This is a genomic window from Massilia sp. TSP1-1-2 (assembly GCF_049896185.1).
In the GTDB taxonomy this organism is placed as follows: domain Bacteria; phylum Pseudomonadota; class Gammaproteobacteria; order Burkholderiales; family Burkholderiaceae_D; genus Telluria_A.
In genome coordinates, this window is sequence record NZ_JAFCTU010000003.1 from 208,502 (window position 1) to 221,407 (window position 12,906).

The following is a 12,906-nucleotide window of genomic DNA, read 5'->3' on the forward strand; positions in this document are numbered from 1 at the left end:
TTTGTTGGAAGGCGCTACGCTTTTCCACAGGCCAAAGCCACCGGCTCTGCTTGACGTTAACGTAAACGTCATATACCGTACAAGTTCGATTAGCAAGGATGACCATGAACGATCTGACCCCCGCCGTCAAACTGAACCTGCCCGAGCAACCGAAGCTGGCCAACAAAGTCCGCTTCGTCACCGCCGCCTCCCTGTTCGACGGCCATGACGCCTCGATCAACATCATGCGCCGCATCCTGCAGTCGAACGGCGTCGAAGTGGTCCACCTGGGCCACAATCGCTCGGTCGACGAAGTGGTCACCGCGGCGCTGGCCGAAGACGTGCAGGGCATTGCCATTTCCAGCTACCAGGGCGGCCACGTCGAATACTTCAAGTACATGATCGACCTGCTGGCCGAGCGCGGCGGCGCGCACATCAAGGTGTTCGGCGGCGGCGGCGGCGTGATCGTCCCCGACGAAATCGCCGACCTGCACGCGTATGGCGTGACGCGCATCTTCAGCCCGGAAGACGGCCAGCGCATGGGCCTGGTCGGCATGATCGAGTCGATGATCCAGGCCTGCGACATCGACCTGTCGACCTATTCGCCGACCACGCTCGCGCCCTTGCAAACGGGCGACGTGGCCTCGCGCCACCGTCCGCTGGCCCAATTGATCACGGCCCTGGAAAACGACAAGGCCGCGCCCGCGCTGCGCCAGGCGCTCGTCGCCGCCGCCGCCGGCCTGCCGGTGCCCACGCTGGGCATCACCGGCACCGGCGGCGCCGGCAAGTCGTCGCTGACCGATGAACTGATCCGCCGCATCCGCCTCGACCAGGGCGACGCGCTCAATATCGCCGTCATCTCGATCGACCCGTCGCGCCGCAAGTCCGGCGGCGCGCTGCTGGGCGACCGCATCCGCATGAACGCGATCAACCCCTGGGCGCTCGGCCCGCGCGTATTCATGCGCTCGCTGGCCACGCGCGAAGCGGGTTCCGAAATTTCGGCCGCGCTGCCGGACGTGATTGCCGCCTGCAAGGTGGCCGGTTTCGACCTGATCATCGTTGAAACCTCCGGCATCGGCCAGGGCGACGCCGCCATCGTGCCGCACGTGGACGTGTCGATGTACGTCATGACGCCCGAATTCGGCGCCGCCTCGCAGCTGGAAAAAATCGACATGCTCGATTTTGCCGACTTCATCGCGATTAACAAGTTCGACCGCAAGGGTTCGCAAGACGCGCTGCGCGACGTCGCCAAGCAGTACCAGCGCAACCGCGAACTGTGGACCGTGCGGCCCGAACAAATGCCGGTCTACGGCACCCAGGCGTCGCGCTTCAACGACGATGGCGTCACTGCCCTGTACCATGGCCTGCTGCCAAAATTGGCTGAATTCGGCTTGAAAACGCGCGCCGGCAAGCTGGCCAACCTCGACATTCGCCATTCGAGCGGCAAGCACGTCATCGTGCCGCCGGCGCGTGCGCGCTACCTGGCCGAAATCGCCGACACCGTGCGCGGCTACCACAAAACGACCAGCCGGCAAGTCAAGCTCGCGCGCGAACGCCAGCAACTGCTTGAAACCAAGCGCATGCTGGTCGCCGCCGCCAAGAGCGCCGACTTCGACGACCTGATCACCGAGCGCGATCATGCGCTGGACGCCAACGCCAAAAAGCTGCTGGCGATGTGGCCCGACATGCAGGCCGCTTACGGCGGCGACGACTATGTGGTCAAAATCCGCGACAAAGAGCTTCGCACGGGCCTGATTTTCACGACGCTCTCGGGCACCAAAATTCGCAAGGTCGCCCTGCCCCGCTATGAAGACCACGGCGAAGTGCTGCGCTTTTTGATGCTGGAAAACGTTCCCGGCTCGTTCCCGTTCACCGCCGGTGTGTTCGCCTTCAAGCGCGAAGGGGAAGATCCGACCCGCATGTTCGCCGGCGAAGGCGACGCCTTCCGCACCAACCGCCGCTTCAAGCTGGTCTCGACCGGGATGGACGCCAAGCGCCTGTCGACCGCGTTCGACTCGGTCACGCTGTACGGCGCCGACCCGGCGCTGCGCCCCGACATCTACGGCAAGGTCGGCAACTCGGGCGTCTCGATCGCCACGCTCGACGACATGAAAGTGCTGTACGACGGCTTTAACCTGTGCAGCCCGAGCACCTCGGTTTCGATGACGATCAACGGCCCGGCGCCGACCATCCTGGCGATGTTCATGAACACCGCGATCGACCAGCAGATCGACAAGTTCGTGCTCGAAAACAGCCGCCAGTCGACGCTCGATGAAACGGCCAAGATCCGCGCCTGGGTGCTGTCCAATGTGCGCGGCACGGTGCAGGCCGACATCCTGAAAGAAGACCAGGGCCAGAACACCTGCATCTTCTCCACCGAGTTTTCGCTCAAGGTCATGGGCGACATCCAGGAGTATTTCGTGCACCACCTGGTGCGCAATTTCTACTCGGTGTCGATCTCCGGCTACCACATCGCCGAAGCGGGCGCGAACCCGATTTCGCAGCTCGCCTTCACGCTCTCGAACGGCTTCACCTTCGTCGAAGCCTACCTTGCGCGCGGCATGCACATCGACGACTTCGCGCCGAACCTGTCGTTTTTCTTCAGTAACGGCATGGACCCGGAATACGCGGTGCTCGGCCGCGTGGCGCGCCGCCTGTGGGCCATTGCGATGCGCGACAAGTACGGCGCGAACGATCGCAGCCAGAAGCTCAAGTACCACATCCAGACCTCGGGCCGCTCGCTGCATGCGCAAGAGATCGACTTCAACGATATCCGCACCACGCTGCAGGCGCTGATCGCGATCTACGACAACTGCAACAGCCTGCACACCAACGCGTACGATGAAGCGATCACCACGCCGACCGATGAATCGGTGCGCAGGGCCTTGGCGATCCAGTTGATCATCAACCGCGAGTGGGGCCTGGCCAAGAACGAAAATCCGAACCAGGGCGCGTTCATCATCGAAGAATTGACCGACCTGGTCGAAGAAGCGGTGCTGCAAGAGTTTGAACGCATCGCCGAGCGCGGCGGCGTGCTGGGCGCGATGGAGACCGGCTACCAGCGCGGCAAGATCCAGGAAGAGTCGATGCTGTACGAGCACCAAAAACATGACGGCACGCTGCCGATCATTGGTGTCAATACCTTCCGCAATCCGAAGGCGAACGACACGCCGCAAAAAATCGAGCTGGCCCGTTCTACCGATGACGAGAAGCAGTCGCAGTTGACGCGCCTGGAACAGTTCCATCAATTGCATGCGGCCGAGGCGCCGCAAGCGCTGGCCGCCTTGCAGCAGGCGGCGATCGACAACGCCAATGTGTTCGAAAAATTGATGGATGCGGTGCGGGTTTGTTCGCTGGGGCAAATCACCACGGCCCTGTTTGAAGTGGGCGGGCAGTACCGCAGGAATATGTAAGCCTTGCAGCGCGCTTGCACTTTATTGGGCTGCATTCGCGCGGGTCGCTGATCACAGGTGGCGTTTTTCATATGAAAGGCCCGGGGGGAACATGTCACATCGAGATGGAAACCCCCGCAACACGATCAGCGAATGCAGCTGCGGCGTGTTGTCCTATATAAAATTACTTGATCATCCTACGGCGAATGCGCCTTGCGACCGAAGTTTCATAAGCATTTCCGCCATTCCAGTAAATTTCCACGTGGAATTAGTCTGTCGACAAACTTTACACCGGGCTACCTCGAGTTTGCGCTAGATCATATAAGTCATTGATTTTAGGGCAATTCCTTAATCGGGCACAAGACTTGCTACATGAGGCTATGTAGGCGAAAGCCCGATTTAATTAATTCTCAAGGACAAGATCATGAAATTCTTTACCAAACTCGCAGCAGCTGCGGCAGTCTCGCTGGCAATGGTCGGCACGGCAAGCGCTAGCACCGTTCTGAACAACTGGCAGTTCAACCCACTGGGTACCGGCGTTGCCACCGCCCAAACCATCAACGAATACCTGGACGTGAACGGCAACGCTTTCATCCAGCTGAACGCCACCAGCGCATCGACCTTCAACTTTGTCGAGCACGCAGTGTTCAACATCTCCCAGGCTGATAGCAATGGCGATATCTTCACCGATACCTTCCCAGGCGGCTACGTTACTGCAACCTTCGAAGCGTATGGCTCGGGTCAATTCGCAGGCGGCTTCCAGTTCGCTGGCGGTACGATCACGATGTACCACAACACGACCAAAACCTACGGCACCACCGCTGGCGTGTTCGGCGCGAACACTGGCACCCAAATCGCCCAATTCCAGGTCATGCCAGGCGGCGGCGGTCTGGTAGACGGCACGGGTAACCCAACCGGCAACGGCCAGATCACCGTGAACGCCAAGGCGACCACGCCGGGCGGCTTGCATGCCGGCTACTTTTTCCGTGAAAACGGTAGCGATCTGGCCAATGAAGATCTGCTGGCGTTTGCATTTACCAACGCCAATGGCGTCGGTCCAAAAGGTCTGACCCCTACCCTGGTCAATGAAGTTGCTTGCCAGTTCTCGCACTACACGGGCCCAGGCTGCGGCAGCGGTACCTACTCGAACGTGGCGGGTAACCACTTTTTCGTCAGCAACAACGGTCAGTTCAAGCTTGCCGAAGTGCCAGAGCCAGGTTCGCTGGCCCTGTTTGGCTTGGCAATCCTGGGCGCCGGTGTAGTCAGCCGCAAGCGCAAGCAAGCTTAAGTTTCGACTTGGCTAGCAAGCTTGGCTAACAAGCTGAGCAAAATAAAAGAGCGAACTTCGGTTCGCTCTTTTATTTTGGGGGAAGACAAAGCGGCGACCCCAGTGCTCTGTTTTTGTTTGCAGAAAAAACCGGACCAGAGTCCGCTTTTTTGTCTCCACCGGCAAGCCGCGCACTTCAAGGGAGCATCAGCTCGCTTAACGGCTTGCGCTCGGAACGCGCCGCTGGCGCCTTGCCCGCCCCCACGCGCCCCATATAGACGGGAAAATTAACGTCGGTGAACACCAGCGCGGCCGTATCGCGTTCCAGCCGCGCCGCCAGGCCATGCAGGCTGGCGGTCTTGGTAAAGACGGTCTGCTCGCGCACGTACTTGGAAAAAATGAGCGGCGTCATTTCGGGCTGCATCTGCAAACCGAGTTCGGTCACGGTCAGCCAAAAGCGCTGCAGCGCGCGCCCGGCGGCGACATAATCGTCGATGCTGCCCGGCTTGCGTTTCGCCTTGATCACGAAGTGCGCCGCGCAAGCGATGCCCGGCACAAAGTCCATCTGCAGGCGCGGCGCGGCCGTGCCCATCCACCGGTTCATCGTGGCCAGCCGCTGCCAGCTGACCATTGCCCATTGCATCAGCTTCAAGGTCATCGCATCGACCCCCAGGGCCTGGTCGGGCACCCGGTCGGGGCTGTGGGTCACGCCCCAATGGATAATCTTGCGGTGGGTTTCATACGCTTCGGGCATGGTCAGGCGCAACTTGGCGTTGTTGAACATCAGGCGCGCCGCGCGCAGCTTGGGACCCATGCCTTCGATCCATGTCAGCACATAGTCGTCGCCCACGGCCGCCTGCAGCGCCGCCTTCTCGGCCCCGGTCAGCATGCGCGTACTCATCGGGCGGCGCTGCACGCTGCGGCGGGTAATGGCGCCGATCAGCGCGCTCGGCTTGACGGCGGCGTCCGGCACCAGGCGCACGTCGAACACGGGGCGCTGCTCGGCGCTGTCGGTGCGGCGCGCAATGTCGGCGCGCAAACCGTGGCCGCTGGCGGCAATGGCCAGCGTCTCGAACAGCGCGCCATGCGACAACTGGCTGGGATGGCCGTCAAGGTCATAGACGCAGTGTTCGCGTGTATCGTGGCAATGGACGGCCACATGCAGCGGCCCGAGCAGTTCAAAGCGCCAGACTTGGGTGTTGTCGCCGCTGGGCGCCCAGCGCGCCAGGTCGAGCACCTGCTCGATCACCGTCAGAGCACTCATGGGGCCGCCTTCGCCATGTGGCGCTTGCCGATCATGATCGCCAGCCGGTGCAAGGGATTGCGGTTGCCGCCCGGGCGCCAGGTGCGCGCCAGCGTGTTGCGGTAGGCGTCGAACTGCAAGCCGCGCGGGGCCGCCAGCACGTCGCCGCGGCCCAGCAGGATTTTCAGCGCTTCGGTGGCGGCGATGCCGGCGCACAGCTGGCACGCCATGAAGGTCGACGGCCCGCGCCGCTCGTGGAAATTGACGGCCGACGGCACCACCAGGTAGGGCCGGTGCAGGCCGGCCGGCGCGAGCCCGACCACGAAGCGGATCGCCTTGTCCAGGTCGGGCAAATTACCCCACTGGAAATACTCCTCGAACGTCATCTGGCCCGGCATGAAATTGATCAGTGCGGCGCCCATGCCCAGCGGGGCGACCGTGGTGGCTGGAATGCCCAGCTTGGCGCACAGGGCAAAGGTTTGCTGGCGGATCGCAAACGCGAAAAAGTCCAGGCCGTCGACGTACAGGTCGACCCCTTCCAGGAAGGCCGGCAGATTGGCCGTGTCTATGCCGCTCGGGAAGACCTTGATCTCGATTTCGGGATTGATGTCGCGGGCCATACGGGCCAGCACGTCCACTTTGGGCTGCCCCAGCGTGCTCATGTTGGCGCCCACCTGGCGGTTGAAATTGGCAATGTCGAACTTGTCGAAGTCGGCGATGTGGAACTTGGAAATCCCCAGCCGCGCCAGCGTCAGCAGGTGCACCCCGCCCACGCCGCCGCCGCCGGCAATCGCCACGCGCTTGTTGCGCAGCACTTGCTGCTCGTCGGGCGTGACCCAGCCGATATTGCGGGAAAATGCCTGTTGATAATCGAACGCGCCGGCCGACGGCGCGCTGGTGTCAGCGCCGTCGGCGCTGTGTTGTGGTTGCGTTATTCCCATTGAAAAATAATATCACGAACCCAGGGCCAGCGGCATCACAGTTCAGGCCGTTTCTTCCTGGCGCCGGTCCACGCGCTGCAGGCGCTGGATGATACCAATTTCTTCGCGTGGCGAGAAGAAGTAGGTGTAGAACGAGCGCGCGCCATGGTCGCGGTCCCAGGTGCCGCCATACTTCTGGATCTGCTCGGTGACAAATTCCAGGTTGACCTTGAGCAGGAAGGCCGGGGCGTTGACAGTGGCATTCGTCTTGATGCCGCTAAAACGTTGAAAGCCCAGCATTTGCTCGTAAAATCGGCGGTGGCGCGGATTGACTTCGATCACGATGTCGGTGCAGTTGTGGATATCGCGCGCGTAAATGACGGCAAGGTGGAACAGGTTGGCAAGCGAAGTCTTGGAGCGCACCGAGGTGTCGAAGGCCAGCTTGGTGAATTCGCAGAGCTTGGCGCCGCTGGCGCGAAATGCATCGAGTTCTTCTCCAAAAACATTGTCCGCGTTCAGTCCGGCAGACGAATCGATGCCCAGCGTCAGCGTGCCAATGGCATCGCCCTTGTCCGTCGCGGTCAGCGTGATGCGGTTGGGGTCATCATTGAAGTGATGCGTCCCGGCATAGCCGCGCCAAGCATACATCTTGCTGACCAGCATGCTGGCCGAATTGCGGCCCTCGGCTGTATCTGTCAGCCGGATGCCGTAGAAGTCCTGGTTCACGATCACGTCCTCGAATTGCGTGGTCGTTATAGTATCCTGAACTTTGCAATGTTGGGCGTTTGTTACGAGCTCATCACTAACATTTGTTGCAATCACGCTATTTTGTTCCGGCTGTTGTTCCACAGAATCCTCCTGGCGCCCTCCCAAAACCCCTCCGCACAGACATCGTGCCGAAGGCGAGCACGCTGGAACGCTGAAAACGGGCTCAGTTCAATTAGTAAAAACTATGTATGTAGGATATTTCCGGAAGGAATTTTTAGCAAGCGATTCCCAATCGTGTGTTGGGAAAACGGCTTGTTGCGTCTCAACATCACGCGCGTTCATCCGCATCACCCTGTCCGATCAGGCTGGGCGCGGCGCGCAGCCACTCGGCAAGCTGGTCATCCTCGATCTCGTAGACGCCCCTGCCGGCCTGATAAATAATCTGTTCGGCAACCAGCCGTTCGACTGCGATCTGCACCTGGCGCGTGGTCAACGGTTCGCCCTCGATGCCCACGGCCAGCGCCAGCTGGCGGCGCGTATCTTCGGTGTACAGCGGCAAGCGCGCGATCACGGCGCGCATCACTTCGCGGTCAAGCGGGCGCATGTCCATCAACCTTTGCACATAACCGGACGCGTCACGCGACTCGAGCAGCACCTGCTGGGCAATTTCCATGATGCCGGTGCCGCCCGTTTTCATGAGCCGCTCGACAGCGTCGTGGAACAGTCCCGGCGTAGTGCTCAGGGCGGCGAACGCGGCCTGCGCCTGGTCCGGCGGCACCTCGCGCCCGGTGGCCTGCCGGAATGAGGCCATGATGAAGCCGACGAAGCGCTCGTCCAGGTCAGGAAAATCCGTGCTTTGGCTAAATTGAAACAGCGGCGCCTTGATCTGGCTGAACATCATTTGCAGCCGGTTGCGCGAGGAACCGGTAAACACCGTCTTGACCACCTTCTTGCGCACGTCAAGCGTGGTGCGCAGCGCCGCCACCAGTTCCTGAAATTCCGGCTTGGCCAGATGCTGGATTTCGTCGAGCGCGATCAAGACCTTGCCCTTGGAGGCATGGATGACGGCGTCCACCAGTTCAGGCAAGCTTTGCAGCGCCGCCTGATTGGCCACGCCGCGGGCATTGAATTCTGCCTCGGCCCGGATCTTGCCAAGCGGGCCGGCATTCAATTCAATGGCCGTCTTGCGCAGCGGCCGGAAGATGCGGTCCTGCAAGCGCTCGCCGAAGGTCTTGGGCTTGGCCGCGTTGGTCAGCGCCAGCAGCAGCGAGCCGAGCGGGTCGGACCGGTTTTGCCACATGCTGCAGTACACGGTGCGGTAGCCTGCCGCCTCGGCCGCAGGCAGCAAGTCTTCCAGCACGAACTCCGTCTTGCCCTTGCGGCGCGGGGCAAACAATACCATCGACGAGATCAAGCCTGCTTGCAGCGTGTCCAGGTAGCTGGCGGCCAGGTCGGAACGGGGGTAGTGCCAGCTGATGGCTTGTTCAGGTTTTACCATGGTTTAACGCGCTTTCAAGTAATTACCGTCACTGATTGTAATCGATGGTAATTACCTTCTACAAGGCGCTTACGATCCAGATCCAGAATGGCAGGGTGGCCATGCACAGTACGCTCGAGAGCAAAATGGCCGAGCTGACCACGCCCGCGTCCTCGCCGTCGGCCTGCACCAGCGCGGCGGCGTTCACGCCCACCGGGCAGGCGGCGATCACGACCAGCACCGAGGTCGCCGCCGGCGGCAGACCAAACGCCAGCAACGCCATGCCCAGCACGCAGGCCGGCAGCAGGAGCAGCTTGGCGGCCACGGTCGCGCCCGTCTCCAGCCAGTGATCGACGCGAAACGTCGCCAGCGAGGCGCCCAGCGCCAGCAAGGCGCACGGCAGCGCGGCGCCGGCCAGCAGCGCCAGGACCGCCGCCAGCGGCGCGGCCGGCGCCAGTCCGGCGCCATTGCAGGCCAGTCCCAGCATCAGGCTCACGACAATCGGATTGCTGACCACGTTCCATAGCGATGCGGACAGTTTGGCGGCGCCGCTCGCGTGGGAAGCGGCCAGGTAATACAAGGTAAACGCGACCAGGCTGTGAAAAGCGATCACGGGAAAGGCGTACTGCAGGCTGTCGGGACCGAACGATCGGGCCAGCACGGGAATGCCGACAAACACGGTATTTGAATAGGTGGCCGCCAGCGCGCGCGCGGCGCCGGCGCGCTGGCGCCGCAGGCCGAAGGCGGCCGCCAAAAACAGCAGCAGCAAGGGAATGAAAAAAGCGGCCAGGGTTTGCCACGACATGGAGGCGGGAATGCCGTTCTTGCTGGCGCCGCTGAACAACAAGGCGGGAATGAACACCTTGGCGGTCAGCTCGGTCAAGTCCGCCTGCCAGGAGGGCGCCAGCAAGCGCGTCCGGGCCAGCGCGCAGCCCAGCGCGGTCAGCAAGAACAGCGGCAGCAGTAGTGTTAGCAGCGAGGTCAACAAAATCGCTGCGGGCAGGGTCCCACAGTCTGCCCGGCCAGCAGCGTCGGTTGCCACAGCACGTGCAGGCTGGCCGGATCGGCACCGCCCACCACCGCGCGCAACATCTCGACCATCAGGGCGCCGGCCTTGTCGCTGTCGGGCTGGTCGATGGTGGTGACGTTCGAGCCCACCAGCGAATCTTCGACGCTGCCCCAGACGATGACGGATATTTCCTCGCCGATGGCAATGCCGGCGTCAAGCAGCGCGCGCACCGCGCCCACGCCGGACAAATGGTTGTCGACGATCACGGCACTGGGACGTGGCGAGCTGGCCAGCAATTGCTGCATGGCCTGGTAGCCGGAGCGGCGGTCGAGCGTGTTGTCGGCCAGGTGGACCGGATCGACCGCCAGGCCGGCGGCGCGCATGCAGTCCAGAAAACCGTCACGCCGCTGGCGCGCGAAATTGAAGGCCAGCGGCGCGCTGATCATGGCGATGCGCTGGTGGCCCAGCGCCAGCAGGTGGCGGCAAGCCAGTGTGATGCCCGCTTGGTTGTCGAAGTCGAACCAGGCGTAGGGCTGGTCGACCTCGGTGCGGCCGTGGGCGACAAAGGGAAAGTTCTTCTTGAGCAGGTAAGCAATGCGCTCATCGTTGACGAGTGTGCGGCTGACCACCAGGCCGTCCACGCGGCGCCCGCGCACCATTTGTTCGTAAGACGGCAACTCATTTTGCTGGGAGACGGGCGCAATGATCAGGTTCATCTTGCACTTTTCAAGCGCGGCCGACATGCCGCCGACCACGTCCAGGAACATCGGATCGGCCAGGTCGCTGGGCAACAGCGGGTAAATGATGCCGAACACATTGGTGCGGCCCACGGCCAGGCTGCGCGCCATGGGATTGGGTTCGTAACCGGCCTCTTTGGCGGCGGCCATGACACGCTCGCGCGTGAGCACATTCACTTCAGGATAGCCATTCAAAGCGCGGCTGACGGTGGTCTTTGATATCCCGAGATTTCGGGCAAGGCTCTTCAAGTTCATGGCGTCGCTTGCATGGGCAATGTGGACATAGCCTGCAATTATAGCAACGCCCCACCCTCACCGGTCAGTCAAGGTCCGCCAGGGACTAGCCGACCGGTGTTACAGCGGCGACACTCAGTTGACAACCCATGCATATTTTACTTTGGTCCATGCCGCTTCAACGGTGCGGCCCTGGGCCGGCACGAAGGTGCAGCGTGCGCCGGCGCGTTCGGATGCGCGGTCGATATGGGCCACGCCGCTGGACTGGACGATTTTCGAGTCGATGACCTTGCCGTCGGCGCCGATCAGGTAGCCGACCACGACGCTGGCGCCATCGGCGTCATCGTGCCAGCGAGCAGGAAAGTACGGCGCTTCGCAGTCGGCTTGATTGATGCGTGGCGCGCTGCTGCCCGCTGCCATGGCGGGCACGGTGGCGCTTAGGGACAGGACGGCGAAAACGGCGACGACGGTGGCGAGGGCGGCGCGTGGCTTGGTAGACAACATAAAACCTCCTGGGAATCTGGATAAGATTCGAAGAGCACATGCTCCAGAATCGTCGCTGGGGTCAGCTGACGATTTAAAAGATACCGCACCGCAGCATTAATGTTTCATTGATTGTTTCAATATCGGATATACGGCAAACACATAATAAGTTGCCACGCACCAACAAATGGCATCGCCGTTTTCCATGAGCGTCATGCAATCCCGGCTGTGGTGCAAAAATGACCCCAAACCGGTTTCAAAGCGCCAAAAACGCCCGTGCCCGCGAAAAATCCCCAGAATAACGCATGTAGCGCCGCCACCACAGTGTCGTTCAGTTCGACGCCGCGAAGCAGACCGCATACACCGGCGGCATCATGCTCGACACCGTCTGCCAGCTCTCGCCCGCGTCGCTTGACACCCACACACCACCCGTGGTCGAGGCCATCAGCAAGCTGTTGCCGTCGCCGGACACGGCCAGGCCGTGGCGGTACACCAGGTCGTAGCATTGCTCCTGCGGCAAGCCGGCGCGCGAGACCTCGAAGCTGCGCCCGCCGTCGCGCGTGCGCGTCACCGCCAGCGCGCAGTCGACGGGAATGCGGCGCTGGTCCGCTTCGGCCGGCGCGAACCAGGCCGTGTTGCCGTCGTGCGGATGGGCCGCCACGGCAAAGCCGAAGTTGGAGACCGGCACGCCGGTGGTTTCTTCCCAGCGCCGCCCGCCGTCGCTTGAGCGCCAGATGCCGTTAGGGTGCTGGCACCACAAGACGTCGGGACTGCCCGCCGAGCACACCACGCGGTGCGGATCCTGCACCGCTTCATTCTCGTTGAGCTCGGGCGGCATGTAGTCGGCCCGCATGCCGGTGGACGACACGACCCAGCTCGCGCCGCCATCCTCGGTGCGCCACACGCCCCCGCACGACACGGCCACCAGCACGCGCGCGCTGTTGCGCGGGTCAACGCTGATGCTGTGAATGCCCGGCACGTGGTAGCCGCCGCCGAACCATTCGCCCCGCTGCGGCACGTCCCACAGTGCGCGCACCAGTTCCCACGAGTCGCCGCGGTCGCTCGACCTGAACAGGCCACCGGGCAGCGTGCCTGCCCACCGCACGCCCGGCTGATCGGCCCCGCCCGCTGCCAGCGCCCAGATCTGCTTGTTTTTCCACTCGAGCGGGTCGGCGCTGTCGTCCGGCTTGACAGGATAGGCGGGGGTGGCAATCTCGGTCCAGCCGGCGTTGCTGCCGGACGCGCCGCCCACGTCGCGGCGATGCAGCTTGACCCCGAAATGACCCAGGTTGAGCGCCGCGTACAGCGCGCCGTCGCGCCCGTCGGACAGCGCGACCGCGACCGGTTCGCCCAGAAAATGGCGCGCTTCCACAGCTTAGCCGGCGCTGCCGCGCACCAGTTCGAACAAGCCCTTGCGGGTCGAAAGGAATGCCCGATCGCTCATGTCAGCCTCCATG

At 62.5% G+C, this 12,906-nt stretch carries 9 protein-coding genes and 1 pseudogene; 2 read left to right on the plus strand and 8 right to left on the minus strand.

All coding sequences use genetic code 11. From position 1 onward, the window contains the following. Window positions 1-104: 104 nt before the first annotated feature. The gene (gene icmF, locus ACP7BV_RS04145; RefSeq protein WP_426101782.1) at window positions 105-3,392 is read left to right on the plus strand and encodes a fused isobutyryl-CoA mutase/GTPase IcmF; all 3,288 of its coding nucleotides are present in this window, start codon (window positions 105-107) and stop codon (window positions 3,390-3,392) included. 403 nt (window positions 3,393-3,795) lie between these two features. Further along, complete coding sequence (gene pepA, locus ACP7BV_RS04150) at window positions 3,796-4,659, plus strand: flocculation-associated PEP-CTERM protein PepA (RefSeq protein ID WP_426101784.1); 864 nt, start codon at window positions 3,796-3,798, stop codon at window positions 4,657-4,659. 175 nt (window positions 4,660-4,834) lie between these two features. Here pepA and ACP7BV_RS04155 read toward each other — a convergent pair whose 3' ends face one another. From ACP7BV_RS04155 to ACP7BV_RS04190, 8 genes and pseudogenes are all read right to left on the minus strand, one after another. Then, on the minus strand, window positions 4,835-5,902 hold the full coding sequence (locus tag ACP7BV_RS04155; protein WP_426101786.1) for a molybdopterin biosynthesis protein MoeY: 1,068 nt from the start codon (window positions 5,900-5,902) through the stop codon (window positions 4,835-4,837). Continuing rightward, window positions 5,899-6,822 (minus strand): ThiF family adenylyltransferase, encoded by a 924-nt coding sequence (locus ACP7BV_RS04160; protein WP_426101788.1) that lies wholly within the window; start codon window positions 6,820-6,822, stop codon window positions 5,899-5,901. The genes ACP7BV_RS04155 and ACP7BV_RS04160 overlap by 4 nt, the downstream gene beginning before the upstream one ends. A gap of 42 nt (window positions 6,823-6,864) precedes the next feature. Beyond that, complete coding sequence (locus tag ACP7BV_RS04165) at window positions 6,865-7,527, minus strand: N-acyl amino acid synthase FeeM domain-containing protein (RefSeq protein ID WP_426101790.1); 663 nt, start codon at window positions 7,525-7,527, stop codon at window positions 6,865-6,867. Between the two features lie 310 nt (window positions 7,528-7,837). Beyond that, a complete protein-coding gene (locus ACP7BV_RS04170) occupies window positions 7,838-9,007 on the minus strand; it encodes a hypothetical protein (protein ID WP_426101792.1) in 1,170 nt (389 codons plus the stop codon). Between the two features lie 58 nt (window positions 9,008-9,065). Beyond that, window positions 9,066-9,971 (minus strand): AEC family transporter, encoded by a 906-nt coding sequence (locus ACP7BV_RS04175; RefSeq protein ID WP_426101794.1) that lies wholly within the window; start codon window positions 9,969-9,971, stop codon window positions 9,066-9,068. Then, entirely contained in the window at window positions 9,968-10,987 is a 1,020-nt protein-coding gene (locus ACP7BV_RS04180; protein WP_426101796.1) for a substrate-binding domain-containing protein, read from the minus strand. Before ACP7BV_RS04180 ends, ACP7BV_RS04175 begins: the two co-directional genes overlap by 4 nt. A gap of 114 nt (window positions 10,988-11,101) precedes the next feature. Continuing rightward, window positions 11,102-11,470, minus strand: coding sequence for a TonB family protein (locus ACP7BV_RS04185; RefSeq protein ID WP_426101798.1), 369 nt, complete (start codon window positions 11,468-11,470; stop codon window positions 11,102-11,104). A 310-nt stretch (window positions 11,471-11,780) separates the two neighbouring features. Further along, window positions 11,781-12,893, minus strand: a pseudogene (locus ACP7BV_RS04190) (WD40/YVTN/BNR-like repeat-containing protein). Window positions 12,894-12,906: the final 13 nt, after the last annotated feature.

Bases quoted from the DNA above. Each gene is read 5' to 3' on its own strand.
- icmF (WP_426101782.1), top strand. From the start codon at position 105: ATGAACGATCTGACCCCCGCCGTCAAACTGAACCTGCCCGAGCAACCG.
- pepA (WP_426101784.1), top strand. From the start codon at position 3,796: ATGAAATTCTTTACCAAACTCGCAGCAGCTGCGGCAGTCTCGCTGGCA.
- ACP7BV_RS04155 (WP_426101786.1), bottom strand. From the start codon at position 5,902: ATGAGTGCTCTGACGGTGATCGAGCAGGTGCTCGACCTGGCGCGCTGG.
- ACP7BV_RS04160 (WP_426101788.1), bottom strand. From the start codon at position 6,822: ATGGGAATAACGCAACCACAACACAGCGCCGACGGCGCTGACACCAGC.
- ACP7BV_RS04170 (WP_426101792.1), bottom strand. From the start codon at position 9,007: ATGGTAAAACCTGAACAAGCCATCAGCTGGCACTACCCCCGTTCCGAC.
- ACP7BV_RS04180 (WP_426101796.1), bottom strand. From the start codon at position 10,987: ATGAACTTGAAGAGCCTTGCCCGAAATCTCGGGATATCAAAGACCACC.
- ACP7BV_RS04185 (WP_426101798.1), bottom strand. From the start codon at position 11,470: ATGTTGTCTACCAAGCCACGCGCCGCCCTCGCCACCGTCGTCGCCGTT.